The organism is Halosolutus sp. YCN4, assembly GCF_059736495.1.
The window spans coordinates 637259-654135 of record NZ_JCASSM010000002.1 but is presented as its reverse complement, the minus strand read 5'-3'; the positions used below and the strand labels follow the sequence as shown (position 1 = coordinate 654135).

Sequence of the window (16877 nt, the reverse complement as noted above, 5' to 3'; positions counted from 1 at the left end):
GGTCGTCTCTCGGGGACGGCCAGGCGCTCACTGCGGCCCGACGGTTTTCGAAACCCAGCCCGTAGCGCCGTCGGGTTTCGGACCGTCCTCCTCGGGGATCTGGAGGTCCCCGTTGCCGTCGCGGGCCCGGACGATCACCTCGTGTGTCCCGGCCGCTCCGTACTCGTGGCGCCACTGCCGCCAGACGTCCTCGCCCGGAAGCGGCTCGGACAGTTCGGCTTCGACCCAGGTGTCGCCGCCGTCGGTCGAGACTTCGACGGCCTCGATGCCCCTGGTACCGGCGTACGCGTGGCCGGCGACCTCGAAGCGGCCGCCGCCGAGACGGTTGACCTGCCAGAGCTTCGCGACCGTCTCGACCGGGCCCGTGCCGTGCCAACCGCGGTACTCCCAGTAACCCATGGTGTCCTCGTCGCGAACCTCGATCTCGGTGAGCCACTTCACGTTGATCTCGCCCCAGTGGCCCGGGACGAGCGCGCGAAGCGGAGCCCCGTGGGCTCGCGGCAGCGGGCGACCGTTCATTCGATACGCCAACAGCCCCGGCCACAGCGCCTCGAGCGGGAACTCGTTGTAGTAGCCGTCGGCCCCGTGCAGGACGACGCGGTCGCCGTCGGGGTTCGCCGCCTCAAGAAGCCGTCGGACCGGCACGCCGCTCCAGAGGGCGGTGTCCATCTGCCGGCCGTTGAGCCGATCGCCAACGCACCGGAGCGTGACGAACCGGTCCTCGAGAGCCACGTCCTCGATGGCCGCAGCGTCGTACTCCGCCTCCTCCTCGACGGCGCCCGTGATCGAGAGCGTCCACTCCGCGCGGTCGACGTCGGGATTCACGTTGGCGATGTCGACCTCGTAGAAGTCCGTGCTCACCAGCGGCTCGAGCCCGTCGACGGCGAACGACCGGTCTTCCGCCAGCGTGAGTAACTCTCGAACCTCGGGTCGGGCGTCCTCGGGGATCTCGAGGTCCGACGGGAACGGTTCCTCGCCGGTGCCGCGAACGAAGAGTCCGAGCACGCTCACGCCGATCGCCGATCCGACGGCCCCGAGGACGCGCCGCCGGCCGAGCGCTGCGTCCTCACCGGCGACGAGTTCGGCCGTTCCGGCCATCGCCAGCAAGACGAGACCGGCCCCCGCGGCGGTGCCGGTACTCGACACCGGCGACCCCGTCAATCCGAACGCGACCGCACCCGGTAGCGCCGCTCCGACGAGTACGCCGGCGGTGGGCCTGCCACCCTGGAGAGACGACACGCCGGAAACTGGGCCGCCGCCCCGAAGGAGTACCACGCCGGGCAACGCAACCAGTCCGAAGAGGACGCACGTGAGTGCGATGGCCGTCAGGAACGCCAGCAGGTGACCGAACGTCCCGAGCTCGGTGATCGCGAACGTTACGAGCGCCTCGGGGCTGACCGTGACGACGACTCTGTCGATCGGCGTCGCGACGAAGGCCGGCCGTCGGCCGACGGAGAGATATGATCCCCCCACGGCGGCGAGTCCCGCGGCCAGCGCCACGACGACCGCGGGGAGCCACGGACGGACGCGGGCCGCCGTCCCCCGTATGCGAGTCATTGTATGACAATAGGCGTCGGCGGCTATCAAAGCTTCCCCAAACGCCGCCCGGTCGCGCCCCGTGATTCTTCGCCGGCGATCGGATTGACCCGTCAGTCGACTGATGGTTCCTCCGACCGCTAGTCCGCTTTCACGCCCGCCCTCGAGACCTCGGGGTTCCGCAACAGCGGGAGCGAGACGATCGTCAGGCAACTCAAGACGAGCACGGCACAGAGCACGTACGTCGTGCGGTAGCCGAACCAGAGATCGACCGCCGGAATCGCGACGAGCGGACCGAGGCTGAGCCCGACGTCGCCCATCACCTGGTAGACCCCGCCCATTCGGCCGAGTTCGTCGCCGGGCGTGAGATCTCCCATGATCGCGAGCAGCGACGGCGCGGCGGCGCCCATCCCGCCGCCGACGAGCACGATCGCCCCGAGCAGCGCCTCGATCGTCGGCACGTAGGCGATGATCAGGAAGCCCGTACCCATCGCCAAAAACGCGGGAACGGTCAGCAGCGTCCGGTCGTCGACCATGTCCGACACCCAGCCGGTGACGACCGTCATCGATCCCGAGGTGAGCACGCCGAGTCCCATCACGATACCGCTGATGCCAGCCGCACCGAGGATCGAGAGCTCAAGCCCGTACTCGCTGGCGTAGCGGGCCAGCGTCGAGAGGACGATGCCGCCCCAGAGGAGTCGGACGGTGAAATTGCCGTAGCCGATCAGGACGACGGTGGGATTGCCGGCGAGCAGCGAGGGCACTTCTCGGAGCTTCGCGGCACGGCCCTCGGCACCGCCGTGGACGTCCGGCAGGACGAGCGTGGCGACGGTGCCGGCGATCAGCGCGAGCACGCCAGCGGTGAGAAAGGCCGACTCCATGCTGGCGATGTCGGTCAGGATACCCCCCACGACGAGCCCGGTCGGAAAGCCGAGGGACTGCCCGCCGCGCATGTAGCCGACCCATCGACCGCGGTTGTCGGCCGTCGTCACGTGTGTGATCGTCGCGAACGCCCCGATGAAGACGAACGCGCTGCCGACGCCCCAGAACAGCCGTGCCAGGACGAAGACGATACCGGGGAGGGACACCGCGCCGATCAGTGGCGCGACCCCCAGGTCGATCGCGGGGGTGTAGAGGCCGACAATGTACCCGAAGGGAGCCAGCGCCTGCGTGAACAGCCCGAAGATCATCGGCTTGCGCGACCCGATCCGGTCGATGATCGTTCCCGCCGGCGTGTTCATGAACAGCCGCGCGATCCGATTGGCCGAGAGGATCAGGCTCAACATGATCGCCGAGATGGCCAGCGTCTCGTCGAGCAGGGGTAGCGTCGGGAAGGCGACGCCCGTCGCCACCCCGCCGAAGAAGACGCCGGCGATGACCGCGAGCGCGATGGTCCGTATCTCGGCCGTCGAATAGGGTGGCTGGTCAGACATTCGGGCGATAGTCACCGATTCGAGCGCTCGCGTGCAAGTGGCTCACGATTCGATGCCGCGTTCCTCGAGGAGTTCGTCCCGTAACGCCGTCTTGCGGATCTTCCCGCTCCTCGTCTTCGGGAGTTCGGAACGAATCTCGACGACCCGCGGGTGTTTGTAGGGCGCGAGTTCGTCGAGCACGTACGCCTCGACGTCGTCCTCGGTCAGGTCCGCACCCGGTTTCGGCGTGATCGCGGCGACGACGGTCTCGCCCCGTCGGTCGTCGGGGAGGCCGAAGACCGCCGCCTCGGGGATGGCCGGGTGTTCGTAAAGCAGGTCTTCGATCTCTCGCGGGTAGACGTTGTACCCCGCGGTCAGGATCATTTCCTTCTCCCGGCCCCTGATGTAGTAGTAGTCGTCCGCGTCCCGGGTCCCGATGTCGCCGGTGCGAAGGTAGCCGACCTCGGTGCCGTCCTCGTCGACGACCTTCGAGCGGGTGTGGCCGACGGGTTGCCCGACGCTGCCGGGCCTGTTTCCGAGCGAGGACCACCGGATCGTGTGGGACGTCGCGGTCGTCTCTGTCAGCCCGTACCCCTCCGAGAGCGGGACGCCGACCCGGTCGCCCGGCTCGAGGCCGAGTTCCCGAAGGCCGGTCGCGAAGCGAGCGACGCGGTCGCCGAACTCGCGGTAGGTGATCGTCTCGCCGGCGTGTTCGATGGCGGTAGCGTCGGGCTGCTCCGCGACCGCTCGCTCCAGCAGTCGAGCGACGTTCCCATCGTATGGTGGCTCCAACAGTGTCTGCGCGGAGGCGATATCGAGCTCCATGTTGTCCGTGAATTGTCGTTCCACCTGAAAAATATACGGGTGGTGGTAACAGGGAACGTACGTCGGTTCACATGTTCGGATCGGGCCTACTCGAGGCGCGGAACTCCCTTGATCGTGACCGTCTCGCCGACCATGTACGAGGCGGCGGGGCTGGCGAGGAACTGCGCGAGGTCGGCGACCTCCTCGGGTTTGCCGATCGTGCGATCCGGAGTCGTCCGGGCGATCTCGTCCGCGTCGTCTTCGACGCCCATCTGGGTGCGGACCCCCTCGGTCGCCACGAGACCGGGCGCGATGCAGTTGACCCAGATGTCGTCCTCGGCCCAGTCGGCCGCGACGGAGGTGGTGAAGTTGATGACGCCGGCTTTGGCGGCGCCGTAGTGGCTCATCGTCTTCGATCCCCGGGTGCCCGCGACGCTGGCGAAGTTGACGATCCGGCCGCCACCGTGCTCGCGCATGTACTCGCCGGCGATCTGCGAGCAGTGGAAGGTGCCGTGCAAGTTGATGTCGACGATGGTCTTCCAGCCGTTCTCGCTGATTTCGGCCGGCGGGGCCTGAAAGCTCGCGCCGGCATTGTTGATCAGAATATCGAGCCCGTCGAACTCGTCGACGGTCACGTCAACGAGGCGCTGGACGGCGTCGCGATCAGTGACGTCGCATTCGACAGCCAGCGCCTCACCCGGTCGCTCGCTCTCGTTGATGGCGTTGGCGACCGGTTCGACGTTCTCTGTCTCTCGAGACGTGACGACGACGTTGGCCCCATCGCCGGCGAACCGTTCGACGATCGTCTTCCCGATACCACTCGATGACCCGGTGACGATCGCAGTCGTCTCCTCGACGCTGAACTGTTTGGTCGTCATCGATCACCCTCCGCGAGGCGAGTCTGTTCTACTGACCGTTCTCTCAATCCACGCATGACAGTCACAAGCATGATCGTGTATGGGTTCATCGACCGCCGATATAAGCTGTTCGACGGCCCCCGTGTGTCGAACCATATCGTGGTGCGCGGCACGAAACGGTATCGAGAGGGGCACTGTCGGGGTATTTTCGCAGGCCTGCAGGGAGGCCGCGGACGTCTCTCGGTGGCAGCGTGAGCAGATCGCTCGTCGGCATCGGCCCGCCGTAACTGGGATTCGAGAGGGTACTGTTATGTCAGTCGTACGCAAACCGTAGTGGCAATGAGACGCGGACAACACGGACCCGGAACGCAGCGCGTCGCAACCGACCGATGGGCGAGGGCCAGCGGCGTCACTGCGGAGGGACACGATGCCGAATAGGCCACTCGAGGAACTCGAGGCGATGATCGGTGACGAACGGGTCACCGTCGAGGAGCTACGCATCGAGCCCGGCAAAGTCGAGGAGTTCGCCCGGGCGATCACGTCGGAGAATCCGGTCTTTCGGGACGAGGCGACGGCCGCCGAACGAGGTCACGACCGCGTCCCCGCACCGCTAACCTACACGCAGGTGGGCCGGTTCCCGCGGTACACCCCTCCGGGCGTCGACCGCAAGGGGTTCGACCTCGGGTTCCAGCCGGAGTACATCCTTCACGGCGAGCAAGCCCACGAGTACGAGCGCCCGATTTACGTCGGCGACGTCCTCGAGGGGACGACGACCCTCGCGAACGTCTTCGAGCGCGAGGGGGGGCGGGCGGGGACGATGACGTTCGCCGTCCTCGAGACCGAGTACCGGACGCGGGACGGCGAACTCGTCCTCACCGATCGATCGACCGCGATCGAAACGGAAAGAGCGGTCGACGACGGCGGCGAGAGCGAGGCTAATGGCGACGATACCGACGCCCGGAACGCGACCGAACCCAACGGCGGCACCTCTACGGAGGGTATCGGTCCGTCGCCAACCGCCGGCGAGTTCGACCGCGTCCGCGACCTCACTGACATCGCGGTCGGCGACAGCGGTCCGACGGTCCTCGTCGAGGATCTCGAGCGCAAGCACTTCGTCAAATACGCGGGTGCCAGCGGCGACTTCAACCCGATCCACTACGACGAACCCTACGCGACGGCCGCGGGCAACGAGAGCGTCTTCGGGCAGGGAATGTTCACCGCCGGGATCACCTCCCGCGTCGTTACGAACTGGTTCGATCTGGGAGACGTCTCGACGTTCAGCCTCCGGTTCCAGTCGCGGGTATTCCCCGGCGACACCGTCGCCGCGACCGGCGACGTCGTCGACATCGATCACGATTCGGGGACCGTCGAGACCGAACTCGAAGCGCGGACGACCGACGGCGAGACGCTGCTGACCGGCTCGGCGACGGCCGATCTCGAGTGAAATCGGCGAGGCGGTTACTCCGGCACGAACACCGGAATCGCGGCGTCCTCGGAGATCTGCCAGAAGGTGACCGCAACGGAGGTGCCGATTTCGAGGGTCTCCGGGTCGGCATCGACCAGCGCGAGGAGCCGCGGTCCCTCGGCGAGATCGACTGCACCGACGGCGTAGGGGGCCCGATCCGCGAACCCCGGTTCACCGGGGACGTGACAGACGGTGTAGCTGTAGATCGTCCCGAGGCCTTCGCTTACTTCGAACGGTGGATCCTCGACCCCGCAGTCGGTACAGACCGCGCGCGGGTAGAGCTGGCGGTTGCCACAGTCACACGCCTGATACAGCAAATCACCCTCGAGCGTCGCCGCCCAGAACGGGACCGTCGCGCCGGTCGGGACGGGAACCGGGCCTTCCCACTTCTCGCGGCGGTCCTCGACTGGCGCGCTCATGATTCCCTCCGGAGCACGACCGTGCTACTCGAGGACAGCAAGCCGCCAGTGCCGTGGGCGACCGCAACCTCGGCCTCGTCGACTTGGCGCTCGCCCGTGTAGTCGCCCCGAAGCTGACGAGCGGCTTCGATGAGAACGAAGACGCCGAAGTGGCCCGGATGACAGTACGAGAGCCCGCCGCCCTGCGTGTTCATCGGTAGTTCGCCGCCGGGGGCGGTCGTTCCGCCCGTGACGAACTCGCCGCCGTCGCCCTTCTCGCAGAAGCCCAGATCCTCGAGCGTGACCAGCGCGGTATAGGTAAACGAGTCGTAAATCTCCGCGACGTCGACGTCGTCGTGGGTGATGCCGGCCTGCGCGAACGCCTTCGGGCCGGTCACCGCGGCACCAGTCCTCGTCATATCGGGCATCTCGCTGATGTCCTGCCGGTGGGTGCTCGTCGATGCGACGCCGGCGACGGCGATCTCCGGGACGCCGAGTTCTCGTGCCTTCTCCGGGGCAACGAGGACTACTGCACCGCCGCCGTCCGAGACCAGACAGCAGTCGAGCAGGGTGAACGGATCCGCGACGGGCCGGGACTCGAGGACGTCGTCGACCGTGATCGGCTCCCGGTGGGCCGCCTTGGGGTTCATCGACGCCCACTCACGGGTCGCGACGGCGATCTCGGCGAGCTGTTCGTCGGTCGTCCCGTACTCGTGCATGTGCCGCCGTGCAGCCATCGCGTACGCGCCTGGCGGTCGGAACAGTCCCGTCGGCCGAACGAAGCCGTCGACGGGGTGTGTCTCCTCGAGCGAGCGATCGTCGCTGGGACCGGTCTTGCGCGTCGAGCCGTAGGCGACGACCACGACGTCCGTGTCGCCGCGGGCCATCGCATCGCCGACGTGGTCACAGAAGTTCTCGAAGGACGAACCGCCGATTTCGGTCCCTTCGAGGAACGATGGCTCATCGAGATCGAGATACTCCGACAGGACCAGCGCCGGCATGTAGTCGTCGACGCCGGCGACCGCGACGCCGTCGACGTCCGCGAGCGTGCAGCCGGCGTCCTCGAGGGCGCGGACGGTCGCGATCGCCGCGTTGTCGAGCCAGTTCCGGCCGGGCGTCTCGCCGAGTTCGCTTTCCGCGACGCCCGCGACGATCGGTTCAGCCACAGGTGTCCCTCCGGTTGGGGGATCGTTCCATGGGCTCTCGATATCCCGACGGAACGCAAATAGTTTGTGGTAAGAGGGGACATGACCCCCTCTCGTCGCCCCTCTGGCTCGAAATGGCGGCTTGCGTCGCCGAACGCGGGGACAAGATTTTATATCAACCCATAATATCACGCCACATGGACTTGGCAAACGTTAGCGAGGACGCCAGATCGGGGAACGTCGCCCGGTTACATGACGAGACGGCGCGGCACCACGGCGACGCACAGGCGATCGAGTACCACGGGCAGACGCTGACCCACGACGACCTCAAATCCGAGAGTTCGCGGTTCGCTGGTGGACTGGCCGACCTCGGGATCGAGCCCGGCGACATCCTGCTGCAGTACCTGCCGAACTGCCCGCCGTACCTGATCGGTTCGCTCGGGGCGTTCAAGGCCGGTGCAATCGTCTCACCGGTCAATCCGCAGTACCGCAAGCGGGAGCTGACCTACCAGCTCGATGATACCGAGGCGGCAGGCGTTCTCACTCACGAGGCGCTGAAACCGTTTCTCGAGGAGGCCCTCGCCGAAATCGATTGGGATCCCGTCGTAATCTCGGTCGGGACGGAGACGGACGGCGTCCACGCCTTCGACGATGTCCGGGCGGAGGAGACGTTTGTCGAGCAGGCCGACGACGACGTCGCACTGTTGCCCTACACTTCGGGGACGACGGGTAACCCGAAGGGCGTTCAGCTGACACACCGCAACTTCCGGGCCCAGACGTTTGCCGTCCTCTCGCAGGACCACGCGCTCGACGACGAGGCGGTCCGCAGCCTCGTCTGGCTCCCCCTCTACCACATCACCGGCTTCACCCACACCGCGTGGCAGCCGCTGATCCGGGGCGGGAGCGTCTACCTCCGCAGCGCGGCCAACTGGGACGGCGACGCCGCGATGGAGCTGATCGAGGAAGAGGGGATCACCCACTACGTCGGCGTCACCGCGATGTACGTCGACATGATCAACAGCGAAAACTTCGGCGAGTACGATCTCACCAGCCTCGAGTCGGCCGGCGAGGGCGGCGCGAAGATGTCCGTCGCGGTCCAGGAAGAGTTCGAGGAAGTCGCCGGCGTCGAGCTGGCCGAAGGGTACGGCCTCACCGAAACCAACGGCGCGACCCACTCCCAGACGGGCTCGACCTTCGGACTCCGCCACGGGACGATCGGCCAGCCGACCCGGATGACCGAGGCGAAGATCGTCGACTCGACCGGCGAACCGGTCGACATCGGCGAGGAGGGCGAACTCCTCGTGCGCGGGCCGCAGGTGATGAAGGGCTACCACGGGATGCCCGAGGCCACCGAGCGGGCCTTTACTGAAGACGGCTGGTTCCGCACCGGCGACATCGCCCGGCGGGACGCGGACAACTACTACGAGATCGTCGACCGGAAGAAGCACATGATCAACTCCGCCGGCTACAACATCTACCCCAGCGAACTCGAGGAACTCCTCGCCGAGCACGAAGCGGTCGCCGAGGGCGCAGTGGTCGGGATCCCCGACGAGCGGCGCAACGAAGTGCCCAAAGCCTACGTCGTCACCGCGCCGGACGTCGAACCGGGCGTCGACCTCACCGCGGACGACATTCGGGAGTACTTCCTCGACAACGTCGCCTCCTACAAACACCCCCGCGAAGTCGAGTTCATCGACGAACTCCCCCGGACGACGAGCGGGAAGATTCAGAAGTACAAGCTCGAGGAGCGAGACGAGTCGGAGGAACAGTAACCCGTGCGAGTCGTCGTCACACCACACGTCCTCGCGGGTGGCGGTCCGCTCGTCACCGACGAGATCCGCAAGCGACGTCCCGACATCGATATCGAGCACGTCGAGGACGAAGACGAACTACTCACGACTGTCGGCGATGCGGACGTCCTCCTCACCCACTTGCTGACAGAGGAGGTGCTCGAAGCCGCCCAGGACCTCGAGTGGGTTCAAGCGCTCAGCGCCGGGACAGACCGCTTCGACCACGAGGCGCTCGCCGACCGTGACGTCGCCCTGACGAGCGTCTCGGGGATCCACGCGAAACCGATCGGCCAGCAGGTGCTTGGCTACCTGCTGCACTTCGAGCGGCGGTTCGACCGTGCGATCGCCCAGCAACGCCGCCGGGAGTGGAACCGGTACACCGGTGGCGAACTCGGCGATCGAACGGTCGGCATCGTCGGTGTCGGCGCGATCGGTTCCAGTGTCGCCGACTACTGCCAGCCGTTCGACGCGCGCGTCGTCGGGACCAAGCGGAATCCGACCGACGCGCCGGATAGCGTCGACGAGATCTACGGTCCGGACGGCCTCGAGTCCGTTCTCGCCGAGAGCGACTATCTCGTCATCGCGTGTCCACTGACCGACGAGACCCGGGGGCTGATCGACGCCGACGCTCTGGCGACTTTGCCTGACGACGCAGTACTCGTCAACATTGCCCGCGGCCAGATCGTCGATCAGTCCGCGCTCGTGGGCGCGCTCGAGGCAGGCAACCTCGACGGCGCTGCGCTGGACGTCTTCAAAGAGGAACCGCTCCCCGAGGACTCACCGCTGTGGGACCGCGACGACGTACTTATCACGCCGCACATGGCCGGGAGCACGCCTCACTACTGGGAACGGTGTGCGGACGTTTTCCTCCGGAACTACGACCGGTTCGTCGACAGCAGAGACCTCGAGAATCGGGTCGTCTGAGCCGTGAACGGCGGTTCCCGTCCGTCTCGAACGGTTCAGAACGGTGCAGTGTCAACCTATACGTAGATTGAAGGGGCGGCCCGTCGACCACCAGGTATGTCAGACCTTCGCATTGACGCGACGGTAGGTGGGCTATCGACCGACCCCGGCGGAGCCGCCGCACGGGCCGAGGAACAGGGGTTCGACGGCGTCTGGACGCCGGAGACGGACAACGACGCGTTCCTCCCGCACCCGCTCATCGCGGAGCGAACCGACGAGATCCAGCAGGGGACCCGTATCGCACTCGCGTTCACCCGGAGTCCGATGGCGCTGGCCTACACCGCCTGGGAGCTCGCACGGCACTCTGATGGGCGATTCGTACTCGGTCTCGGTACGCAGGTCAAGGGCCACAACGAGCGCCGGTTCAGCGTCGACTGGACGTCGCCGGGGCCACGGCTTCGCGAGGTCGTCGAGTCGCTCCGGCATATCTTCGACGTATTCCAGGGTGAGGCCGAACTCGACTACGAGGGCGACCACTACTCGTTCTCGCTCATGACCGACACGTTCGACCCGGGACCGATCGACCATCCAGACGTCCCGATCTACATCGCCGGCGTCAACGAGTACAACATCCGCCTCGCGGGCGAACTCTGCGACGGGCTGGCGATGCACCCCTTCAACACCCCCGAGTACACCGACGACGTTATCGCGCCAACGGTCGCCGAGGGAGCCGACCAGAAGGACCGCTCGCTCGAGGACGTCTCCCTCTCCGCGAGCCCGTTCGTCGTAACCGGAGCGACCGACGAAGAGCGCGAGCGATCCAGACGCGAAGTCCGGCAGCGCATCGCCTTCTACGGCAGTACACGAACCTATCACGACGTACTCGAGCACCACGGCTGGCGGTCGGTCGGCGAGGAACTCCACGAACTCTCGAAAGAGCAGCGCTGGGCCGACATGGCCGAACGGATCACGGACGAGATGGTCTCGACGTTCGCGATCGAAGCGCCACCGGAAGCGCTACTCGCCGAAGCGAAGGATCTCTACGGCGGCGTCGCCGACCGCGTCGTTCTCCCAGTCGATCACGGCGACGCCTTCTTGAACGAGTAGTAGCGGACGCCGTCGCGCTCCTCGTACTCGATTCGACCCCGTTTCTCGAGCGTCCCCAGCGCGCCGAGCGTATCGAGTAGCTGCGCGGGATACCGGACCTCGCCGGCGCGGTGGCGGGTGATCTCCATGGGCGTCGCCGGACCGACGGCCGTAACGGCTTCGAGACACTCCCCCGTGAGCACCTCGAGAGCCGACCGCGTGTTTTCGATCGCGCCCTCGTAGTCGGTGAAGACCGGACCGTGACCGGGGAAGACGCGATCGGCAGTCCTGCCTTCGAGTCGATCCATCGCCCGGTGGAACGCTTCGACGGCGTCGTACGCTCCGTAATCGATGCCGACGTGGATCGCGCCGGGTCGGAACGGCTCGATGAGCGCGTCCCCGCTGAACAGCGCCCGTTCGCCGTTCAGGTCGGTGGCCAGACTCGCGTGGTGAATCTGGTGGCCGGGCGTGTGGACGGCTTCGAACTCGCGGCCCGCAACGGTAAACGGGTCGCCGAACTCGAACGGAACGGTCTCCTCGGGCGACAGTAAGCGCCGATTGCGACGCAAGGACGACTGAGCGCGGTCGACTTCGTGCTCGATCGCTTCCCCACGGTAGCCCGCGGATCGGCCGATCTCGCGGACCCCCGCGGCAAGGTTATCTTCATCGCGCTCGAGTCGCTCGAGCACGGGTTGGGGGGCGTGCACCGTCGCACCCGCCTCACGCAAGAGCGGGACCTGCCCGATGTGGTCACTATGGGGGTGAGTGACGACGACCGCCGCGACGTCCTCGACCTCGTATCCGGTCGCGGCCAGCCCCTCGTGGATCGTCGCTTCGGCACGTTCCTGTGGGTCCCCGGCGTCGACGAGGATCGGTTCGGGCTCCTCGATCAGGTACGCCGCGGCGTGTTTCGGCGGCCACTCGATATCGAAGTCGAGCCGCGAGACCGCCGACGAGACAGCGGTAGGATCCCGTTGGGTCGGGTCGTCCATCGTGGACCCTCAGATGAGTTCGCGGGCGATCGTCCGTTTCTGGATCTCGTCAGTCCCCTCGAAGATGCGGAAGACTCGCGCCGAGCGATAGTTGCGCTCGATGGGGAGATCCTTCATGAAGCCAGCACCGCCGTGGACTTGCATCGCGACGTCGGCGGCGTCGTTAGCAAGCCTCGCGCCCCGGAGCTTCGCCATCGACTCTTCCTTGCGGGCTCGCTCGCCCTGATCCATCTTCCAGGCGGCGTAGCGGTAGAGTTGGCGAACCTGCTCGATGTCAGTGGCCAGTTCGGCCAGTTGGAAGGAAATTCCCTGCCGGTGGCCGATGGGCTTGCCGAACGTCTCCCGGTTTCGGGCGTACTCCACCGAAATGTCCAGCAGGAACTCCGCCGTCCCTACGGCCCCGGCGGCGATGTTGATCCGGCCGCCGCCGATCCAGCTCATCGCCGCCTGGAACCCCTGGCCGACCTCGCCGAGGACCTGGTCCTCGCCGACGCGGCAGTCGTCGAAGTGCAGTTCGGCGTGCGTTCCGGGCGTCATCCCCATCGCCCGGTGGATCTTCCCGACCTCGAAGCCGGGGGTGTCGTCGTCGACGAGGAAGCAGGTGATTCCCTCGAGATCGCCGTCTTCGCCGCTCGTCCGGGCGAACACCATGGCGAAGTCCGCGTACGGTCCGTTCGTAATGTACACTTTTTGCCCGTTGATGACCCACTCGTCGCCGTCCTTCTCCGCTTTCGTGTCCATGTGATGGGCGTCGCTCCCGTGGCCCGGCTCGGTCAGCGCGAAGCAGGTCGTGATCTCGCCGTCCATCAACGGCTCAAGGTATTCCTCGCGTTGCTGTTCGTCACAGGACAGGAGGATCGGCGTCGGTCCGCCGGCGCCGCCGAAAATCGCGCTGTGAAAGCCTGGCGGTCGGTTGGTCATGTGCTCGCCGACGATGGCCCGAGTGAGGATGTCGACGTCGCCACCACCGACCTCCTCCGGCATCGTCATTCCGTAGAAGCCCGCTTCGACCGATTTCTGCCGGATCTGCTCGACGATATTCCGGTACTCGGGAACCTGACGGTGGTCGTCGTCGACGATATATTTCTCGTAATCCGCGCCAAGGAACTGATCGTACTCGTTCTCGAGCGGTGCGACTTCCTGCTCGATGAAGTCGTCGAGCGCCTTCCTGATCTGCACGGCTTCGGACGGTTCGCTGAAGTCCATAATCCGCTTTACATAACACCGCACTTAAGCGTTATCGTGTCATAGGTTTTCAACCACCACAGAAACAGCTAGCTGCCTGTTTCCGACCGAATTAGGGTCGGAAACAGTTATCTGCGATTTGGATCGATTTTTTCGAGCCAGAGTGGTGTTCAGCAGAGCGGAACAGTTTTGATCCGTTTCGTTGAACACATGGTATGGCACCGGGAGGCACGGACGGGGGAAATCGGGTCGAAGCAGTGGTGAAAACGCTCGACGTGCTCGAGGCGCTGTGGCAGGCTGAAGGGGCCGGAGTGACGGAACTCACCGAGCGGACAGGCCTCGCAAAGAGCACGGTTCACGCTCATCTGACGACACTGTGTTCGAAGGGGTACGTCGTCCAGGAGGGGACCCAATACCGCCTGAGTCTACGATTCCTCTCCTTCGGCGAACACGTCAAACACGCTGAGCCGCTGTATGCAGCCTCTGAAGCCCCCATCGACGAACTGTCCGAGGAGGTCGGCGAACGAGTGCTCTGTTCGACACATCAGAACGGGCTCGGAACGATCATCAACGTCAGCGAGGGAACCCGCTCGTTTACCAGCGATATCGACGTTGGAACGCATACCTACCTTCACAACTCCGCGGGCGGGAAGGCGATGCTTGCTCACTTTTCGGAGGAACGAATCGACGAGATCGTCGAGAAGTGGGGGCTCCCCGCGTTCACCGACAAGACGATCACCGATCGAGACGCCCTCCTCGAGGAACTCGCCGCGATTCGCGACGAAGGAGTCGCGTACAACCGCGGGGAATACCTGCCGGGAATCATCGCGATCGCGGCACCAATTCTGGACACGGAGGGAACCGTCTACGGTGCAGTTACCGTCGCCGGCCCCCATCAGCGACTCGAGAACGAGTGGACTGAAAACGACCTCCGAAACCAGTTGCTGTCGACGGCGAACACGATCGAAGTGAACGTGATGTTCTCGTAAGCGTTCAACCAGAGTGAACGCCTCCAGTGGATCTACGACGGCCTTCCGCGTTGCGCTTCGATCCAACTGATCAGTCCTCGAGTTCGACGCCGGCCAATGATTACAATCATATGCCTGTAATTCATCGGCTCGTCGTCGCCATCCGTCGGATGCTTCATGCGTTCGCAACTCGAGGACCACCTGCCCGAAACCAGTAGTCGTCAGGGTTCTCAGCCGGCAGTAGTATCAGAAGCGCATATGTATTTGTATAAATACTATATTTGGACCACATTCAGAGGATTCGACCGCCGATATGACCGATTAGGTGTGTTCTATCGTACGAAATTTCGGATTTATCTCTAAGGCCAGTTCTGTCGGGAAATCGTCCGCTGAATTGCTTGTCTTTCTGCCCTTTCTCGAGTGTATTTCGGGATTCGCTGTGTCATCTGAGGAGCGAGCAGATAATATCTACTGAATCTGATCTATACCGAGAGGTATATGTTAAATTACTACTTGATCCGAATAGGGGGATCGACGGCTCGCATATCCATCGATAGGGGCGATCGACCACGGGACGACGGAGAGACCGAGACGAAAATCAATCGGCGTCGGTCGATCGCCCCGCCATCATCGTCGTCACCGTGTCAGCCCAGCCGCCCCACAGGAACCCGGCCCCCACGACGATCGTCCACCAGAGATAGTTGAGCACGATTTCGGCATAGATACCGGGAAATCCGTAGCAGAGCGTGATCGCGGTGAGATACGAAAACCCGAGCAGAAAACCGGCGGTTCCCGCGAGTCGGGCGTAGAAGGGTGTCCGTGTATCGCTCGCACCACGGAGGCCGCCCAACAGCGGGAAGAAGAACCCGAACCAGAACATCGAGACGCCGAAGACGCGGGTGAACGTCGCCGCGTACTCGAGCGTAGCTGGATCGCTCGTGAACAGCCTCACGATGGACGGTGGGCGACGATCAGGATCGTCTCCGCCAGACCGAGTGTCGCGATACTGAGTGCCGTAATAGCCAGTCCGGATAACCGCGCGTCGTCGGGCCGAGTCTCCCCGAGCGTTTGCCCGACGACGATGCTCGCAGCAACGCTGTAGGAGCAATAAAGCGGCCCGCTGAACTGCTGGTAACTTCGGTGACCGATATGATAGGCTGTGCAGTCACCTCGGTCCCGAACACCAGCAACAGGGCGTTGAACGGAAAGTTCGCGAGCGAGGTGCTCAGTCCCTCCGCGATGTTCGGTAAACTCACTGCCAAGAGTTGGCGCGTGATCACCAGACTCCGCGGACGAGCGAACGACAGCTCCGTTCGGTCGATCCCGATCGCGGCCGTGATCGCGACGGCCTTGACGGACCGACTGATCGCCGTCGCCAGCCCGACACCGACGATACCCAGTCCAGGAAGTACGCCGAGACCGAGTCCCAGTCCTACCGTCGCACCGATGTTGATGACGTTCGCAATCCCGTTGACGACCATCGGCGTTCGGGTGTTGCCAGTCCCTTGCAGCGCCCGGGCGCCCAGGAGACCGCCGATCCGCATCGGCGCGGCCGCGAAGACCAGCGTGAGGTAGCGATCGCTAATCTAGACGACCCCCGGCTCGGCATCGAGCAGGGCGATCAGCGGCCCCAACAGCACCAGCCCCACGACCGTCAGCGGAACGCCTGCCAGAAATCCGATCAGGAGGGCCTGTGTAATCGCCCGGTCCCGGGTCGCCTCAGCACCGCGACCGGTATCCTGACTCGAGGGGGCGATCGCACCGGTACCGAGTCCGAGTCGCAACGGGAGTTACGCGTAGAGATCCGCCAGCCCGACCGCGGCGACGGCTGCCGGTGAGAAGAGATCGGTGACGATGATGTCGACCGTCCGCACCAGCGTATTGAACGTCTGCTGGACCGCAATCGGCCACGAGAGCGAGAACGTTCGCCGCCACGCGCTCCGGACACGGCCGCTACGCTCACCTATACATCGTTCGGCAACGGGGATCCGTCCGATCACCGCGTTGATCCCGGCAGGTGCCAGCGACTTATCCGCGATAACCTACCATCATTCAATATAGTTATTTAATACTACATATGATCCATACTGGTGGCTATTACGACCCAATCTCTCCACTACTCGAGAACTAAATTGCCCTCATCGAAGCGATGTCCGAACTGGGCTACTCCGCCTCGGCAGCCACTTCAACTCGGGGTCCGGGCTCCCCCAAGTCCAGTATATTAGCGCATCACTCCGTTCTGTCGCCATTCGGAGATTCGACTCGGCCGTGTCGGAGAGCGACAAGAGTGACGTGAGTGTCGACGACGACAAAGTAGAAAGCTAGGGGATCGAATC

At 64.9% G+C, this 16877-nt stretch carries 13 protein-coding genes and 1 pseudogene; 5 read left to right on the top strand and 9 right to left on the bottom strand.

What is annotated here, in order from left to right; translation table 11 throughout:
* Positions 1–27: 27 nt before the first annotated feature.
* The 4 genes from AC6I6X_RS09510 to AC6I6X_RS09495 all read right to left on the bottom strand — a co-directional run bounded on the left by AC6I6X_RS09510 (position 28) and on the right by AC6I6X_RS09495 (position 4630).
* On the bottom strand, positions 28–1557 hold the full coding sequence (locus AC6I6X_RS09510; RefSeq protein WP_497930267.1) for a molybdopterin-dependent oxidoreductase: 1530 nt from the start codon (positions 1555–1557) through the stop codon (positions 28–30).
* Positions 1558–1676: 119 nt separating this feature from the next.
* On the bottom strand, positions 1677–2969 hold the full coding sequence (locus tag AC6I6X_RS09505; RefSeq protein WP_497930266.1) for an MFS transporter: 1293 nt from the start codon (positions 2967–2969) through the stop codon (positions 1677–1679).
* A 42-nt stretch (positions 2970–3011) separates the two neighbouring features.
* On the bottom strand, positions 3012–3773 hold the full coding sequence (locus AC6I6X_RS09500) for a class I adenylate-forming enzyme family protein (RefSeq protein WP_497930265.1): 762 nt from the start codon (positions 3771–3773) through the stop codon (positions 3012–3014).
* A gap of 86 nt (positions 3774–3859) precedes the next feature.
* Complete coding sequence (locus tag AC6I6X_RS09495) at positions 3860–4630, bottom strand: SDR family NAD(P)-dependent oxidoreductase (protein ID WP_497930264.1); 771 nt, start codon at positions 4628–4630, stop codon at positions 3860–3862.
* A gap of 406 nt (positions 4631–5036) precedes the next feature.
* Between AC6I6X_RS09495 and AC6I6X_RS09490 the strand changes: the two genes are divergently transcribed.
* A complete protein-coding gene (locus tag AC6I6X_RS09490) occupies positions 5037–6053 on the top strand; it encodes an FAS1-like dehydratase domain-containing protein (RefSeq protein ID WP_497930263.1) in 1017 nt (338 codons plus the stop codon).
* Between the two features lie 14 nt (positions 6054–6067).
* On the opposite strand, the gene AC6I6X_RS09485 is transcribed toward AC6I6X_RS09490, so the two are convergent.
* Entirely contained in the window at positions 6068–6493 is a 426-nt protein-coding gene (locus AC6I6X_RS09485; RefSeq protein ID WP_497930262.1) for a Zn-ribbon domain-containing OB-fold protein, read from the bottom strand.
* On the bottom strand, positions 6490–7638 hold the full coding sequence (locus tag AC6I6X_RS09480) for an acetyl-CoA acetyltransferase (protein WP_497930261.1): 1149 nt from the start codon (positions 7636–7638) through the stop codon (positions 6490–6492). Before AC6I6X_RS09480 ends, AC6I6X_RS09485 begins: the two co-directional genes overlap by 4 nt.
* Before the next feature lie 176 nt (positions 7639–7814).
* Here AC6I6X_RS09480 and AC6I6X_RS09475 point away from each other — a divergent pair, with 176 nt between their 5' ends.
* The 3 genes from AC6I6X_RS09475 to AC6I6X_RS09465 all read left to right on the top strand — a co-directional run bounded on the left by AC6I6X_RS09475 (position 7815) and on the right by AC6I6X_RS09465 (position 11417).
* Positions 7815–9389 (top strand): class I adenylate-forming enzyme family protein, encoded by a 1575-nt coding sequence (locus AC6I6X_RS09475; RefSeq protein ID WP_497930260.1) that lies wholly within the window; start codon positions 7815–7817, stop codon positions 9387–9389.
* A gap of 3 nt (positions 9390–9392) precedes the next feature.
* Positions 9393–10331: a D-2-hydroxyacid dehydrogenase gene (locus tag AC6I6X_RS09470; RefSeq protein WP_497930259.1), complete on the top strand. Its 939-nt coding sequence runs from the start codon at positions 9393–9395 to the stop codon at positions 10329–10331.
* A gap of 96 nt (positions 10332–10427) precedes the next feature.
* The gene (locus AC6I6X_RS09465; RefSeq protein WP_497930258.1) at positions 10428–11417 is read left to right on the top strand and encodes a TIGR03617 family F420-dependent LLM class oxidoreductase; all 990 of its coding nucleotides are present in this window, start codon (positions 10428–10430) and stop codon (positions 11415–11417) included.
* On the opposite strand, the gene AC6I6X_RS09460 is transcribed toward AC6I6X_RS09465, so the two are convergent.
* Positions 11390–12388 carry an MBL fold metallo-hydrolase gene (locus AC6I6X_RS09460; protein WP_497930257.1) on the bottom strand — a complete coding sequence of 333 codons (999 nt, stop codon included), beginning with the start codon at positions 12386–12388 and terminating at the stop codon, positions 11390–11392. The genes AC6I6X_RS09465 and AC6I6X_RS09460 overlap by 28 nt on opposite strands.
* A 9-nt stretch (positions 12389–12397) precedes the next feature.
* Entirely contained in the window at positions 12398–13594 is a 1197-nt protein-coding gene (locus AC6I6X_RS09455; protein WP_497930256.1) for an acyl-CoA dehydrogenase family protein, read from the bottom strand.
* Between the two features lie 194 nt (positions 13595–13788).
* On the opposite strand from AC6I6X_RS09455, the gene AC6I6X_RS09450 reads away from it, so the two are divergent.
* Entirely contained in the window at positions 13789–14562 is a 774-nt protein-coding gene (locus tag AC6I6X_RS09450) for an IclR family transcriptional regulator (protein ID WP_497930255.1), read from the top strand.
* A 577-nt stretch (positions 14563–15139) separates the two neighbouring features.
* On the opposite strand, the pseudogene AC6I6X_RS09445 reads toward AC6I6X_RS09450, so the two are convergent.
* A pseudogene (locus AC6I6X_RS09445) lies at positions 15140–16508 on the bottom strand (MATE family efflux transporter).
* Between the last annotated feature and the right edge of the window lie 369 nt (positions 16509–16877).